We start from the raw sequence: 16,318 nt of genomic DNA, 5'->3' as shown, positions 1-16,318 counted from the left end.
GATTTTAGTTAATTTTCTTGAAAGCATAAAAAAAACATTTTTTATTGCTTGTATTAAGAGAAATTAAATTAACGTTATTTTTATTTAAATTAGTTAAAATATTATTTGGTCCAACTTCTAGCATAGTAAAAATATTTTTTGATTGTATAAAATCTATTATTTCTTTCCATCTTACAGTTTTATATATTTGCTTGACTAATGCTTTTTTAATACTTTTACTATTATTTTCGCATTTTACATCTACATTATTAATCACTGGTATTCTAGGTTGTTTAATTTTAATATCTTTTAATATATTTTCAATTTTTTTAGCCACTGGTTTCATTACACAGCTGTGTACTGGTATGTTCAGGTTAACATCAAAAATAAATTTAGCTCCATATTTTTTGCAATCTAAACTTGCTTTGTATACATCTAATTTACTTCCTGAAATAATTATTTGATTATCTGAGTTAATGCTTGCAATAGAAACAGTATTAGATGTATATTTATGACAAATTTTTTTAATGATGTTTTCGTTTAAACCAATTATAGCTTTGACTAGGTATGATTTATTGAAAATTGTTTTTTGCATATATTTGCCGCGCAACGAAACAATTTTTAATGCGTCTGTAAATTTTAAAGCTTTAGCACAAACTAATGCAGAATATTCACCTAAACTATGACCGGACATAAATGATGGATTTTTTCCATTGCATTTTCTCCAAAATTTATAAATTGCAATTGATGAAGCTAATATCATTGGTTGTGTATATTTGCTATGATTTATTTTTTCTAACGGACCTTCTTTGATCAATTTTAGTAAGTTGCAACTTATATGTTCTGATGCTTCTTCAAAGACGTTTCGAAAAATTTTTTCTTTCTTTAAAAAGCTAGATAACATATTGATATACTGGACACCCTGTCCTGGAAATAACATAGCAAATAAACGCATTAAAATGACCTTTTTATTTAAATAAAAGATTGATATCAATAAATAATTAAATGTTTTACAAATAAAATTTAATAATTTATTCCTTTATCAAACGGTATTTTTTAAATACCGTTATTATATTTTTTTAAATAACTTTTTTACCTTTATAAAATCCTTTTTGGGTAATATGGTGTCGAATATGCGTCTCTCCAGATGATTTATCTATAGATAATTTCATATTTGTTAGACTATCATGTGATCGACGCATTCCTCTTTTGGAGCGAGTAGGTTTGTTTTTTTGAACAGCCATATAATTTTCTCTGTAAATTTTTAAACTAAAATACATTTGTTATTTAATATATTATACAAGATTTTGTAAAAAATTTCTAATATTCATATCTAATGGTGCTTCTATATGTAATATTTTACCATCATTTGGATGTATAAAATGAATCGAAATAGCATGTAATAAAAGTCTGTTACAATTAATTTTATTTTTTATTAATCGGTCTAAATCTAAATTTCCATAATTTTTATCAAATAATATTGGATGTCCTACATATGATGTATGTGCTCTAATTTGATGTGTTCTTCCTGTTCTTGGGAAAATCGACATGAATGTTGTAGAAGAATATTGTTTTTTTATTTTAAAATAAGTTTCAGAAACTTTTCCATTATTATTAATAAACATTTTTTTTTGTTTATTTTTAAAATAAATTTTTAATAAAGGTTTGGATATTTTTTTTAAATTACAAGGCCATAAACCATGCACTAATGCAACATATTCTTTTTGTATTTTTTTTTCTCTGATTTGTTGATGCATAGATATAAGAGATGTTCTTTTTTTAGCTAAAATTAATATTCCTGATGTATCTCGATCAATACGATGCACAAGTTCTAGAAATTTTTCTAACGGACGAACTTTACGAAAATATTCTATGACTCCAAAATTAATACCGCTTCCACCATGTACTGCGATACCAGAAGGTTTATTTATTATTAATAAATAGTTATCTTCATAAAGTATATTATTTGATAGATTTATTTGATCATAATTAATATGGCAATATTTTTTTTTCTCTGCGAAAATTTTTATTGGAGGAACTTTGATTTGATCTCCAATTTTTAATTTATAATTTGGTTTAATTCTTTTTTTATTAATTCGAATCTTTCCTGTTCTGATAATACGATAAATCATACTTTTTGGTATATTTTTAAATTTTTTTTTCAAAAAATTGTCAATTCGTTGATTTATCATATCTTCATTAATATATATAATAGATGTAGATAATATTTTATATGTCATTAAAAAAATCTCTATAATTATGTAATTTTTTTAATTTTTATTAATTATAATATAATTAAATGTATAAATATATTAGTATCAATAATTAAATTATTTATAATTTTACATTATAAAAAATTTTATTTGTTAATTTTTAAGTTATTTTTATATTATTTTAAAACAACTTATTTTTATATATATTTTAAATAAAAATCATAGTTAGATAATAAAATATTAATTTTTTTAAAAGTATATATTTCCTGTTGATTCATTTACTTATTTATAAAAATAAGAGAGAAAATGTTATAATGAAAAGAATGTTAATTAACGCAACTCAGCAGGAAGAGTTACGTGTAGCTCTTGTTGATGGTCAACGTTTATATGATCTTGATATAGAAAACTCTGGATCAGAACAAAAAAAGTCAAATATATATAAAGGAAAAATTACTCGAATAGAACCTAGCTTAGAAGCTGCTTTTGTAGATTATGGAATGGAAAAGCATGGTTTTTTACCTTTAAAAGAAATTTCTAAAAAATATTTTCCAAAAAATTATAATAATAATATTCGTTTAAATATTAAAAATATTTTACAAGAAGGACAAGAACTTATAGTTCAAATAAATAAAGAGGAAAGAGGTACTAAAGGTGCAGCTTTAACAACTTTTATTACTTTGGCAGGAAGTTATTTAGTTTTGATGCCAAATAGTCCTAATATTGCTGGTATATCTAGAAGAATTGAAGGCAATGATCGTATTGAATTAAAAGAGTCTCTTCTGTCTTTAAAAGTGCCTAAAAATATGGGTTTAATCATTCGCACAGCGGGAGTGGGAAAACCGATAAAATCATTGCAATGGGATTTATCGCTTCGATTAAAACACTGGGATGCAATTCAAAAAGCTGCAGAAAATAAAGTTGCTCCATTCTTGATTCATCAAGAAAGTAATGTAATTTTTCGTGCTTTTAGAGATTATTTACGTCAAGATATTGGTGAAATATTAATTGATAACCCGGAAATATTACATATAGCTAGAGAACATATTTCTGCTTTAGGTCGTCCGGATTTTATTAATAAAATTAAGCTTTATACTGGTGATATTCCGTTATTTAGTTATTATCAAATTGAATCTCAAATAAATTCTGCTTTTCAAAGAAAAGTACGGTTACCTTCTGGTGGTTCTATCATGTTAGATAGTACAGAAGCGTTAACAGCTATTGATATTAATTCTGCTCGTTCTACACGGGGTTTAGATATTGAATCAACCGCTTTTAATACAAATTTAGAAGCAGTTGAAGAAATTTCAAGACAATTAAGATTACGAGATTTAGGTGGTTTAATAGTAATTGATTTCATAGATATGACTCCTGTGAGTAATCAAAAAGCTATCGAAAACAAACTTCGAGAAATTGTACGTGAAGATCGAGCACGTGTGCAAATTGGTAATATTTCTAGATTTGGTCTTTTAGAAATGTCAAGGCAAAGGATAAGCTCATCTTTAGGCGAATCTAGTCATCATATCTGTCCTAGATGCACAGGCACAGGTACTATCAGAGATAACGAATCTTTGTCTTTATCAATTTTACGTTTAATTGAAGAGGAAGCATTAAAAGAAAATACATACGAAGTACATGCGATTGTGCCTATAGAAATTGCTTGTTATTTATTAAATGAAAAAAGAAATGCAGTGCATGCAATTGAAAAACGACAAGCAGGTGGAAAAACAATTATTGTTCCTAATAAAAATATGAAAACTCCTCATTATCTTGTTTCTAGAATTAGAAAAGGAGAACGAATACCATCAATGAGTTATTATCTTTCGAGTATTAAAAATAGCAAAAGTTTAAAAAATAAAAAAAAGGAAATGATAGAGAAAAAAATTAAATCTAGACCATTTTTAAAAAATAATAAATTATTTTATTGTTCTATTAATTCAAAAAATATCACTCAAAAAAGATTTTTTAAAAAAAATATCAAAAATAACTTTTTTATTAATTTTATGTCTTGGATAAAAGAATCTGTTTTAATAAGACATATTTTTATTAAAAGCGAAATATTAAAAAAAAATATTTTTAATTGCAAAAATAATATTTTTTTCAAAAAAGAAAAGAATATTTGCATAAACGATGCGAACAGCAATATCACAATTAAATCTAAAAAAAATCAAATTGAAAACAATATAAACAATAAAAGAATTTTTGAAAATAAATTTAATTTATTAAGTAAAAAATATAATTTATCTTTGAAAAATAAGTATTTTAAAAAAAATCATTTTATAAATTATATAGAACAATTTAATTTCTTTAAATTAAATGCATATAATTCAGAAGATAATATTTTCGATAATCGACGCCAATGCATTAATATTGTGAAAAATGAAAATTTTTTTATTTTACCACCTAAACGAAAGCTTAATTCTACAAATGTTAATCTTTTAAAAAATAAATTTATTAATGTATGTTCTCCTAATTCCACAAAAAAAGTGACTGGAATTGTTGTTTCATTAGAATTGGCATTAGGGAGAGTGTGGTTTAAAAATTCACTAATAAAAGAAAATACAATAAATAACAATTGTGTTTTTAATGCTAAAAAAAAAATAAATATTTCGTCTATGTATTTAAATGATGAAATGACTAAAAAAAGTATATCATTGCAAGAAAATAATGATTTAAAAGAAAACAAACAAAATCGTTCTTATAAAATTAGAAAAAGTTTTAAAAATCCAAATATAATTAGAGAGAGAAAAAAATTTCACTTATCTTTGAAGAAAAGTAATACGTTCATATTACATCACGAAAAAATTTTAAATAATAAGAATTTTAGACAAGAAAAAACTAAAAATAAAGCTTACGCACCTATTACAAAAATTTTTAATAGTTTACATCCGAATACGCATAAAAAAACGATAAAATCTTCAATTTTTTTAACACAAATAAATAAGAAAAAAAATGCTGCTGGAGCGCATGTTGCGACTGATGTTGCTATGTCACCTATTACTAAAACTGAATAAAATTATTTTTATGCTCAATATTTTAGAGAAATTATTCTTTACTTCAATAGTTACATATAAAAAATAAAAACTTACTTCTAAAGTAAGTTTTTATTATAAAAAATTTTTATAAGTATTAACTGTAACAGTCAATAATATCATTAAAGATACTTTCAGCCATTTTTAAAATTTTCACATTTGCAATATAACATTTTTGTTCGTAACTAAGGTTTTCATAATCTTCATTTATATCATCAGACATTGATAATTTTTTATTTTTTAATATTGTAATCATTTGACGTTTGAAAGGAACTTTTTCTTCAAGATCATTACATTTATAAGAGATAGATTTTAAAAATTTAAGATAAGACGTACCTAATGTATCTTTTTTATTCACTAATTTATCTTTGTTCAAATTATATATAATAATTGCATTATTTCTATTTTGTTGGTTTATGTCGTTAGTTGAAGAAAATGCGAATGGAGTATTTTCTACAATTAAAAGTTCTAATTCATCTAATGTTTTATCATATGGTTTAATCATATACATATTACCTTCATTATTAGTTCCTTCAATTTTTAACTCTATTCCATCGAAAGTAAGGTATACATTATTATTGTTTTGATATATTTCTGGTTCAAATGTTGTTTTATCTAGTAACCTTTGGACTCTCCAATGATTATTTTGCATATATACTACATAATCAGTATCTTGCGCATTGCTTGTAGATATCCATTGAATAGATGTAAAAGGATTTGATTTATTATTTGAACTAGATATAATTTCAGGCGTACTAATGTTAAACACTTGTTTTCCAAGGTTACCAAGCATATCATATCCTAATGTATGATTTTCGTTGATACTATCAGCAAAATTGACAGTTAATTGTCCGAGTTTATTTCTAGCATTTTTTAATTCTTCCCTTCGAAATGAGAGAAGAGCACCTAAAGATCCACTTGGAATCATATGTTCTATTTTTTTTAGTGTTTTTTCATGATTATCCCAATATCCAACACTAATATATTTTTTATCAGTATCAGATGTTAAAATCATTAAATTTTTTTTTGTATCATTATTAATCAGGCACATTCCGCTATGTAAGCGAACTTCAAAGTTATTATTATCTTTGATTACTGTTACGCCGATAATATCGTTTAGTTCATCAACTAATTGATCTCTTTCGTCGATATATTTATAAATTCCATTAGGAACTTGTTGCACTGGAAAATAACGAATAGTGACGTTAAGATTATAAATTTTATTAATTAAGATATTTGCTTTTTTTATATTCTCTGATATAGTGTTTCTAACGTCGCTTTCTAGGCATGTGAGCTTATCATTAAAATTTTTCAATCCATCTACAACGTTTTTTAAATTTTTTTCTATTTCCTCATTGAATACATTTTGATTTTTATTTGAAATGTTTTCTTGAATAGAAGAAAATAATTTGTTTATTAAGTCGCTAAAAATATTTATGTTTTTAATAAATAAATCTTCTAGCTTTATATATTCATCAATTCTTGTTTGTTCATCCTGCACTCGCTCACTAGTTCTTCGTTTTTCTTCTTCAATAAAATTATTATATTCATCATATACTTTTTGTATTTTTACTCCTGCATTAGCATTAGATTCATCTATGTTATTTTCTATCGAAATACGCTCTGATGAATCTCTATAACTTGGATTTAAAACTTTTTCTGATGTGTTATCAATTAATATTTGAATAGCATCAATACTTGAAATAGTAGCATTTAATATGGAACTCATATAGCCCCCTCTTTAAATAATCATTATGTATATGATTTTTTCTGTTCAATTTGCTTTAAAATAATATTTGTTAAACCAATACCTTTTTTAGTTAATTCTTTCGAAATTTGCTCATCATATATTTCAGTGTATAAACGACTTTGATTATTATCTAAAAAATTTTCTTCTGTTAAGGAAGATCTCATGCTTTTGAGTAATATATGAATAAAAATACTTTCAACTTGTTTAGCCGTTTCTAAAGCATATTTTTTAGGGTTATTTTTTACTTGATATTTTAGATTATCAACTAATTTAGCACTATAGTTTGTTATATTAAATAAAGATAAATGATTTTCCATTAAATAATTTCCAATTTAGCATGAAGACAACCTGCGCTTTTCAGCGATTGAAGAATAGATATCAATTCATCAGGTTTTGTTCCTAGCGCGTTTAATGCTCGTATAATATTATTTAAGTTTTCATTGCTTTTCTGTTGATATTCTAAATAATTTTTATTATTAATATTTTTTAATAAATCTGATTTATTTTTTAAATCTGTTTGTAATAAGTTTAACTGATTATTTGTATTGATTGTTTTGTTAATGATCACAGACAAATTTTTATGTGCTACAATACATGTCCCCAATCTGACTTCTTGATTCATTACAACCGAACCGGTTCTAGGATTAACTATTACTTTAGCTTCTTCAGACGGTATAGAAATATCTATGTCTTGAATATTAGAAAGCATATGCACTTGTATTGTATTATTTGGATATGTATTTATTTGTACTGTTTTAGAATTTATAGCTATAGCTGTATCTGGATATTTTATGTTAATCATATCACTTATTTTTTGTGCAATACTAAAATTTTCTTGATTCAACTGAAGATTAATTATTTTTTTACTTCCAAAATCAGTATTTATTTCTTTTTCAATAGTTGCTCCGTGATTAATTCTTCCTGAATTTACTTGATTAAATATAATATAGTTATTTTTTTTTTGAGCATTCATTTTTTCAGATACTAATATGCTCCCTTGAGCAATCGCATAAATTTGATTATCAGCACCTTTCAAAGGAGTCATCAATAAAGTTCCGCCTTTAAGACTTCTTGCATTACCCATAGAAGAAACTACTACATCTATTTTTTCTCCTGTATGACTAAAAGGAGGTAATTTTGCAGTAACTATTACAGCTGCTACATTTTTTAAATGCATATTAGTATCCGGTGGAATAGTTACGCCTAATTGAGAAAGCATATTATATAATGATTGATTAGTAAATGGGGCTTGTGTTGACTGGTCGCCAGTTCCATCTAATCCAACAATTAAACCATAACCAATGAGTTGATTTTCTCTTATACCTTCAATGCTAGTTAGATCTCGTATTTTTTCAGCATGTGCAAAAGAATAAAAACTTATTATAATACAAATAATAAATTTTAATAACGATATAATCTTAAACATAAAATACCTTATACATGTGCTTTATTGATTTTATTTTTTTAATATATATTATATACAAAATATACAATATGTCATTTATGAATAATTTTTAATCTCATAAAAAATCTTTACTCATAAAGGATTGTTCTAATCCTTTATGAGTTTAAATGATACTAAGAATTTTGTTTTTTAATTTTTAGTGTTAAATGGGAGAAATTTTTAATAATAATCGTTGTAACCAACCCATTTTCTGAGTCTCATTAATTCGATTATTACTGACATATTCAATACGTATATCTGCAATTTGAGTTGAAGCAACTAAATTATTCTTATTAATATTATGAGGATTTACTACCCCTGAAAAACGAATAAACTCTATTCCTTCATTAATAGCAACTTGTTTTTCTCCAACTACTTGTAAATTACCATTTGGTAATACTCTTTTTACAGTTACAGACATAAGCCCTGTAAATGTATTTTTAGCTGAATGACTACCTTTTCCGTAAAAGTCATTTTTTCCTATACTATCAAAACCCGTTTTACTTTCATTAATATTAAATCCTAATATAGGATTTAATTGTCCTGGTGTGATTGTCATGCCTAAATTAGCAGTACCATTTCGAGTGATATTAGAAGACGAACTATTGCTTGCACTGATATTTTCTTGCAATACAACAGTAATTGTATCTCCGATATTATGAGATCGATGATCTTCAAATAGCGGTTGATATCCATAGTTAATAGGTGTAGTTTCTTGAAATATTGAGCCATTTGTAGTTTTAGGAAAAACATTAGGCGCTATAGAAGTAGTAATTCCTTTAACTAAAGGTTGATGTTCAATAGACGAACAACTTTGAATAACTAATAAAACAAGAAAAGTTAAATAATATTTAATTGTATAAATAAATAACTTTACCACGGAAAAATAATCCTTAATAAAAAAATCTTAATATATAAATGTTAAATTTATTTTATTATTAAAATCAATTTTTATAGTTGAGATAATTTTTGTAACATTTGATCTGAAGTATTTATAGATTTACTATTAATTTCGTACGCGCGTTGAGTTTGAATCATATTAACCAATTCTTCAGCAACGTTAACATTGGATGTTTCAACATATCCTTGATATAATAAACCTGTTCCATTTAAACCTGGTGTAGTATCTATTGGACTTCCAGATGCTTGTGTTTCTTGGTATAAGTTTTCTCCTAGACTTTCTAATCCAGAATCGTTAATAAAATTAATTAAGTTTAATTGACCAATAGACATTGGTTGCGTTTGACCTTGTATAGTAACACTAACAATACCATCTCTTGCTATGTTAATATTGGTGGAATTAGGAGGAATATTTATTTCAGGCATTACTGCAAATCCACTATTAGTTACTAGTTGACCATTTTGATCTAATTGAAATGATCCATCTCTTGTATATGCTATGTTGCCATCTGGTAATTGTACTTGAAAAAACCCAGGACCGTTAATAGCTACATCTTTAGAAGAGTCTGTTTTAGATAAATTTCCTTGACTATGAATTCTTTCAGTAGCGACAGGTCTTACACCTGTTCCTATTTGTAACCCAGAAGGTAAAGTGGTATCAACAGAAGAATTTGTTCCTGCTTGCCGTATTGTTTGATACATTAAATCTTCAAAAACTGCTCTAGACCGTTTGAATCCATTTGTACTAACATTTGCTAAATTGTTTGAAATTACATTCATATTAATTTGTTGCGCGTCAAGACCTGTTTTAGAAATCCATAAAGAAGGAATCATATTTTTTATCCTTTTAATTGTTTACATTAAATAGTTGATTTGCACGTTCTATATTTTGATCATACATTGATATCATTTTCATGTTCATGTCAAATTGTCTAGCATTGGATATCATATCTACTATATTTTTAGTCGGATTAACGTTGCTATTTTCTAACATTTCTGATTGCACACGAATAGTATTATCATGTAGTACTTTTAAATTTTGATTGAATCTATTTTTTTTTAAGTAAAATAATCCATTATCTTTTTGAATAAGATCATTTTTTTTAAAACATACTAATTTTAATGATCCTATTATTTTTTCAGAAATGTTATTTTGTTTGTTTTCTATTTCTTTAATGGTTCCATTAGATAAAATTTTTACATTTACATTGTGTGGTATTTTTATATCTCCTTGCTTTCCAACTACTTTATAATTTTGAATGGTAAGTTGTCCTTGCGCGTTGATTTGTAAATGTCCATTCTTTGTGTATGCATCTTTTCCATTCTGGTCTTTTATTACTAACCAACCATTATTTTTAACAACTAAATCAAGTTTTCTTTGTGTATGTGTTATTAAACCTTCTGAAAAATTATAGTATTTTTTTGTTTGAGTTTTATATAAATTATTTTCATTTTTATCTTTTATAAAAACATTAAACGTTTCTTTAAAACCATTAGTCGATATATTCGCTAAATTATTTGCAATGATATTTTGATTCTCTAGTAACTGAATAGCCGATTTCATTGATTGATAAATTGTGTTATCCATGAAAACACCTAATTTTTATAATTATCTTAAATTTATTAATGTGTTAATTATTTTATCTTCTGTTTTAAAAGCTTGTGCACTAGATTGGTAATTACGTTGAGCTACAATCATGTTAATTAATTCTTTATTTAAATTAACATTAGATGATTCTAAAGTTTTTGAAATTATGATTCCAAATCCTTTATCTCCTGCAATTCCAATATTTTCATTGCCAGATTCGTGCGTTGCGGACCAAACGTTTCCACTTTCAGGTTTAAGTTTCTCTGGGTTGATAAACTTAGATAAAAATATTTGTCCAATTTTTTCTACTCTTTGATTTGTATATTGACCTATAATTTCGCCATTATTTAAGATTTCAAAAGATGTTAAATGACCTTCTGGATATCCATCTTGAGAAATCTGTATTGTATTATTATCATCTTCTGATTTTTTTAATGTACACTCTAGATTTAAAGTCAGGTCTTTAAATTTTTTTGATTTAATCTTTATTTTTGAATCAGAAGTTAATTTACCTTCAGAATCAAATTTTAAATGAATAGTATCATCAATTTTATCATCATTTGAATTATTAATATTATTTGACTCAATTTTAATAGTCCATTCATTTTCGTCTTTATTGATCAAAATATTTATGTTTTGAGCTTGTCCATTTTTATCATATACAGTAATGTTATTGATTTCTGAATTTGATATATCATCATCAGAACCTGTGATAGTATTAGTGGAGGAGTGATTATTTTCAATTAGATCTGCATGTAATTTGATTGTATTTGTTTGTTTAGACTTGAGAAAATCAGATTTTTTTAAATTAATAGGTTCTAATTTAGATATGTTATTTAAATTATTTTGCAAATCGAATTGATTTTGACCAGTTAAATACATTCCATCCATATTTATAATATTTTTATCTTTGTCTAATAAAAACTGTCCATTTCGCGTATAATATACATAACCTTTAGAATTTAATACTCTAAAAAAACCATCTTGTACAATACCTAAGTCTAAATCTCTGCCTGTTTGCATTAATATTCCATTGCTAAAATTTTGTCTCATATTAGAAGTTCCAACACCAGAACCGATAATTTTATTAGAGCAAAACGAGCTAGATACTATATCAAAAAAAGAAAGAGTACTCGATTTAAATCCAATCGTAGAAGCGTTTGCTATATTATTTGATACAACATCTATATTATTACTGTTTGCCATTAATCCACTAATAGCTTCCATCGTTGACATATTTTATTCCTTAAACAATTGATTTTAAAATTTTTTTTGAATGCATATATATTTATTTTAAAATTTTACGAATTTTTGATAACGTTGTGGTACCCATTGCTCCTAAATCTATTATAGGGTCTCTAGAAGAAGTAATTATACTATGTACCAATGCTTCACATAAGATTTCTACCGGAATGTCTTTGTCTTTGTTTTTAGCTATTACATTGACATTATATTTTCCAGTAGGAACAGTGTTTTTATCTAAATCTAAACCATCCCATGTAAAACTATATATTCCAGGTTTGGCATCTTTTATTGTTTTGATATGCAGCACTTTTCCCTTTTCATCTAATATTTTTATCTCAGCTGATGTTGCATAACCAATTAAATCTATTCCAAATTCTGTCTTTATATCTTTAGTATGAACAATTTGTGAATTAGGTATCATGACTCGATGACCAATTAATGAAGATATTTGAATATTTTGATTTTGATTGATTTTATCAGAAAATTTTCCTACAGTATTGTTTAATCTTTCAATTCCAGTTGCGGTATTAATTTGAGCTAACTGTGATGTTAACTCGGTATTTTTAATAGGATCAGTCGGGTCTTGGTTTTTAATTTGGGCAATTAATAAACTTAAAAAATTGTTTTGCAGATCTAATGGATTAGTAGCACTATCAAAATCACTAGTAGTTTTATTATCAACGTTGTTATTAATAGAAGAATTTGCATTGATATTATTCATTTTTTTTTCTTATTCTCCAATAGATAGTGTTTTTAATATCATATTTTTAGCAGTTTTTAAAATTTCTATATTCGCTTGATAAGCTCGTGAAGCAGTAATATGATCTATTGTTTCTGTCATGGGATTAATGTTAGATTTTAAAACATATCCTTTTGAGTTAGAAAGCGGATGATTCGGATCATATATCATTTGTATTGGATTTTTATCGTTAATTATTTTAGTTACTTTAACTCCTTTTGCTCCTTTTTGGTTTAAATTGAACGATTTAAACACAACTCTTTGTGCGATATATGGGTAATATTGTTCATTTTTATATATTACACTATCTGCATTTGCTAAATTTGTAGCAACAATATTCATTTTTTCAGATTGCGCAGTTATAGCCGAACCTGCAATATTAAGTATATTAAATAAAGACATTTTTTTATCCTTTTAGTACATGCATCATATTTTTAATTTCATTTTTTATGAATACTAAATTTTCTTCGTACTTTAAAGTATTTTTTAGAAATTCGATACGTTCACGATTCATATCTACTGTATTACCATCAACTTTAATATTTGTATTTTTGACAGGTTTAACTGAAAATAAAGAATTACTATTTCTTCTTAGGTTTTGTGTTAAATGTTTTTTTGAGGTTCTTTTTAATGTAACTTTTAAAGAATAATTTTTATTTTCTTGTAATATTTTTTGAAAGGTATCTTTGAAGTTAATATCCATTGCTTGATATTTTGGTGTCTCAGAATTAGCTATATTTGATGACAAAATTTCACTTCTTGTAGCGTAAAAATTTAATAATTTTTGATTTAAATTAAACATATTATTTATTTTTTCAAACATATTTATACCTTTTTGCTTTTTTAAATTTAATAATAATTTTTTACATTATATTTTATAAAATTAAAATAACATTGAAAATTTATTTTCAATGATTCTTAGCTAACTTAGAAAATTTTTTCTGTAAATATAATTATATTATAAATTTTTAAAAAATTTAAATTTAAAATAGATTTATATTAAATTTTTTATTAAATCTTTGTAGATTATAAGAAAATCTATAAAGAATTTATAATATATTATATGTATTTATTAACCGTAATGGGTTAAGTTTTAATTTCTGTCAGTGAATAAGGAAGAAAATGAAATTATTAAAAATTTTTTTTATTTTATTGTTTTTTTTATCTTTTAAAATTAGCGCTGATGATTTAATAAATCACTTAAATAAATTTTTTAAAAAAGAATATTCTCTGAATACAAAAAATTTTAAAATATTATTTCATGTTCCTCTTAAAACAAATCAAGTTTGTAAAAAACCATATTTTTTATTATCAAATCATTTTCATAATGCGCGATTATTTGATATTTTATACATTTGTGGGCATCAACATCGATTTTTAAAATTAGAATTACAAGTTCAAGGGCAGTATATTGTAGCAAAGAAAAAAATTTTTCGAGGAACAAAAATAAGCGAATCAGATTTAAAATCTATAACAGGAAGTTTAAATAATTTACCTAATGGAACTTATTTGAATAAACAAGATGTTATAAATAGAGTAAATTTACGAGATATTTTTCCTTTTCAACCTATTACATCTTTTATGACACGTGCTTTCTGGGTGATCAGATTAAATAAAGAGGTTACTATTAAGTTCAAAGGAAACAATTTTGAAATTATTACTACCGGAAAAGCACTCGATAATGGCGGCATAAACGAAAAAATACGTATTCAAATTAAAAGTGGGAAAATTTTTACTGGAATAATTAACAATGATAGAGAAGTAATAGTTGTTTTATAAATTTAATAATATTATATTTATCAATGATACAAATTATAAAATACATAAAAATATGAAAAAATTAATCGACGTTGTTAAAAAAATAGATAATATTTTATTTTTATTAGATAAAACTATGCATGAAGAGAACATAAATTTATTGAACTCAAAAACTAACATAAAGGAATTATCTCTTATTATAGAAAGAAAACATATTTTATTGAATAAATTAAACTATGCAAAAAAAATACAGTTATCTCTTGAAAAGCAATATAATAGTATTTCTTCTGGTGTAGATTGTGATAAAATTCATTATTATTTGAATAAGATAAAAAATAAATGCTTATCTTTAAAGAAAATAAATCTTAAAAATAAAAAATTAGTGGAACACAAATTTTATTTAAATCAAAATTTTTTAAATTTTTATAAATCTTATAATAATAGTATTATTTATGACATTAATGGAAAATTATAGAACTGAAATTATTAAAATTCAAAAATTATACTAGTAATATTTAAAGAATAGACCATTTTAAGATTTCTCCGGATAAAAAAGGTAAAATAAAATCTTGTCCAAGATCTATTTTTTTTACAATTTTACAAGGTTTTTTTATCAATGTGATAGTACTTTGATTGATTGGTAAATTATAGAAATTAGGACCATTTTTTGAACAAAAAGATTCAAAATATTTTAATGCTTTCATTTCTTCGAAAATAGTAACGTAACATAATAAAGATGATGGAGCATTAAATATTCCTGCGCATCCAAATAAATTAATTTTATTCTTATAAAGATGTGGAGCGCTATCACTTCCTAAAAAAAAATTTGTACTACCATTAGATATAACTTTCCTTAAAGCATTTTGATGTATTTTTCTTTTTAGAATAGGTAAACAATATAGATTAGGTTGAATTCCGTGAATAAACATGTTATTTCTATTTAACATTAAATGATGTGGGGTTATAGTTCCTGCTAAATATGCAGAATTGTTTTCTTCAACGTAAGAAACAGCTTCTTTGGTTGTAATATGCTCTAATACTATTTTTAATTCTGGAAATTGTTTACGCAATGGTATTAGTGTTGTTTCAATAAATTTTGCTTCTCTATCATAAATATCAATAGCAATATTATTTTCTTCAGCATGAATTAATAATGGCATTTTTATTTTTTGCATTAATTCTAATATATGAAAAATTTCACTAATTTTATTTATACCTGTTGTTGAATTTGTTGTACATTGATTAGGGTATAATTTTGCGCCTATAAATATTTTTTTCAAGAAACCATATTTTAATTCTTTTAAAGAAGTTTCCCTTGTTAAATAGCAAGTCATTAATGGTTCAAATTGAGTGTGATTGAGTTTTGTTGCTTGCAAAATTCTATTTTTATACGCAATAGCTTGTTTGCAATTTATAATCGGTTTATTAAGATTAGGCATGATTATTGCTCGTTGATAAAACATTTCAGTATATCTTAGAACTTTTTTTAAGATTCTTTTATCTCTGAGATGAACATGCCAATCATCAGGTTTAATTATTTTTATTTTTTTTAAAGAAGACATTATTTAGAATGTATTTGAAGGTAATAAATTTATTTAGAAATAATTTTATTTTATAACATATTAAGTATTTTATGAGCAAGAAAATTTTGTTTAGGTTTTAATAAAATATTC

At 24.6% G+C, this 16,318-nt stretch carries 17 protein-coding genes; 3 read left to right on the top strand and 14 right to left on the bottom strand.

Annotated features, from left to right (window positions below):
• Nucleotides 1-4: 4 nt before the first annotated feature.
• From fabD to rluC, 3 genes are all read right to left on the bottom strand, one after another.
• Complete coding sequence (gene fabD / locus IX46_RS01740; protein ID WP_053940299.1) at nt 5-934, bottom strand: ACP S-malonyltransferase; 930 nt, start codon at nt 932-934, stop codon at nt 5-7.
• Nucleotides 935-1,058: 124 nt separating this feature from the next.
• Nucleotides 1,059-1,223 (bottom strand): 50S ribosomal protein L32, encoded by a 165-nt coding sequence (rpmF, locus tag IX46_RS01735; protein WP_053940298.1) that lies wholly within the window; start codon nt 1,221-1,223, stop codon nt 1,059-1,061.
• Nucleotides 1,224-1,274: 51 nt separating this feature from the next.
• Nucleotides 1,275-2,219 carry a 23S rRNA pseudouridine(955/2504/2580) synthase RluC gene (gene rluC, locus IX46_RS01730; protein WP_053940297.1) on the bottom strand — a complete coding sequence of 315 codons (945 nt, stop codon included), beginning with the start codon at nt 2,217-2,219 and terminating at the stop codon, nt 1,275-1,277.
• A 287-nt stretch (nt 2,220-2,506) separates the two neighbouring features.
• Here rluC and rne point away from each other — a divergent pair, with 287 nt between their 5' ends.
• Nucleotides 2,507-5,203 (top strand): ribonuclease E, encoded by a 2,697-nt coding sequence (rne, locus tag IX46_RS01725; protein ID WP_053940296.1) that lies wholly within the window; start codon nt 2,507-2,509, stop codon nt 5,201-5,203.
• A 115-nt stretch (nt 5,204-5,318) separates the two neighbouring features.
• Here the strand turns inward: rne and IX46_RS01720 are convergent, their stop codons facing one another.
• The 10 genes from IX46_RS01720 to flgB form a co-directional block, all read right to left on the bottom strand.
• Nucleotides 5,319-6,950 (bottom strand): FlgK family flagellar hook-associated protein, encoded by a 1,632-nt coding sequence (locus tag IX46_RS01720; protein ID WP_053940295.1) that lies wholly within the window; start codon nt 6,948-6,950, stop codon nt 5,319-5,321.
• Between the two features lie 23 nt (nt 6,951-6,973).
• Nucleotides 6,974-7,288, bottom strand: a complete 315-nt coding sequence (locus IX46_RS01715) for a rod-binding protein (protein ID WP_053940294.1) — start codon at nt 7,286-7,288, stop codon at nt 6,974-6,976.
• Complete coding sequence (locus IX46_RS01710; RefSeq protein WP_053940293.1) at nt 7,288-8,397, bottom strand: flagellar basal body P-ring protein FlgI; 1,110 nt, start codon at nt 8,395-8,397, stop codon at nt 7,288-7,290. The genes IX46_RS01715 and IX46_RS01710 overlap by 1 nt, the downstream gene beginning before the upstream one ends.
• A gap of 181 nt (nt 8,398-8,578) precedes the next feature.
• On the bottom strand, nt 8,579-9,295 hold the full coding sequence (locus tag IX46_RS01705) for a flagellar basal body L-ring protein FlgH (protein WP_053940292.1): 717 nt from the start codon (nt 9,293-9,295) through the stop codon (nt 8,579-8,581).
• A gap of 71 nt (nt 9,296-9,366) precedes the next feature.
• Nucleotides 9,367-10,149 carry a flagellar basal-body rod protein FlgG gene (flgG, locus tag IX46_RS01700; protein ID WP_053940291.1) on the bottom strand — a complete coding sequence of 261 codons (783 nt, stop codon included), beginning with the start codon at nt 10,147-10,149 and terminating at the stop codon, nt 9,367-9,369.
• A gap of 13 nt (nt 10,150-10,162) precedes the next feature.
• A complete protein-coding gene (flgF, locus tag IX46_RS01695; protein ID WP_053940290.1) occupies nt 10,163-10,903 on the bottom strand; it encodes a flagellar basal-body rod protein FlgF in 741 nt (246 codons plus the stop codon).
• A gap of 21 nt (nt 10,904-10,924) precedes the next feature.
• On the bottom strand, nt 10,925-12,139 hold the full coding sequence (locus IX46_RS01690; RefSeq protein ID WP_053940289.1) for a flagellar hook protein FlgE: 1,215 nt from the start codon (nt 12,137-12,139) through the stop codon (nt 10,925-10,927).
• Between the two features lie 52 nt (nt 12,140-12,191).
• Nucleotides 12,192-12,869 carry a flagellar hook assembly protein FlgD gene (locus IX46_RS01685; protein ID WP_053940288.1) on the bottom strand — a complete coding sequence of 226 codons (678 nt, stop codon included), beginning with the start codon at nt 12,867-12,869 and terminating at the stop codon, nt 12,192-12,194.
• Nucleotides 12,870-12,878: 9 nt separating this feature from the next.
• Nucleotides 12,879-13,289, bottom strand: a complete 411-nt coding sequence (gene flgC, locus IX46_RS01680) for a flagellar basal body rod protein FlgC (protein WP_053940287.1) — start codon at nt 13,287-13,289, stop codon at nt 12,879-12,881.
• 4 nt (nt 13,290-13,293) lie between these two features.
• Nucleotides 13,294-13,710 (bottom strand): flagellar basal body rod protein FlgB, encoded by a 417-nt coding sequence (flgB, locus tag IX46_RS01675; protein WP_053940286.1) that lies wholly within the window; start codon nt 13,708-13,710, stop codon nt 13,294-13,296.
• 299 nt (nt 13,711-14,009) lie between these two features.
• On the opposite strand from flgB, the gene flgA reads away from it, so the two are divergent.
• Nucleotides 14,010-14,666: a flagellar basal body P-ring formation chaperone FlgA gene (gene flgA, locus IX46_RS01670; RefSeq protein WP_053940285.1), complete on the top strand. Its 657-nt coding sequence runs from the start codon at nt 14,010-14,012 to the stop codon at nt 14,664-14,666.
• Nucleotides 14,667-14,718: 52 nt separating this feature from the next.
• Nucleotides 14,719-15,120 (top strand): hypothetical protein, encoded by a 402-nt coding sequence (locus IX46_RS01665; protein WP_071880124.1) that lies wholly within the window; start codon nt 14,719-14,721, stop codon nt 15,118-15,120.
• 40 nt (nt 15,121-15,160) lie between these two features.
• On the opposite strand, the gene pyrC is transcribed toward IX46_RS01665, so the two are convergent.
• Nucleotides 15,161-16,207, bottom strand: coding sequence for a dihydroorotase (gene pyrC / locus IX46_RS01660; RefSeq protein WP_053940283.1), 1,047 nt, complete (start codon nt 16,205-16,207; stop codon nt 15,161-15,163).
• Nucleotides 16,208-16,318 lie beyond the last annotated feature (111 nt).

It is taken from the genome of Buchnera aphidicola (Aphis glycines), from assembly GCF_001280225.1.
Taxonomy (GTDB): Bacteria; Pseudomonadota; Gammaproteobacteria; order Enterobacterales; family Enterobacteriaceae; genus Buchnera; species Buchnera aphidicola_E.
Note: the sequence above shows the minus strand (reverse complement) of the source record. Positions and strands in the feature narration are given on the sequence as shown.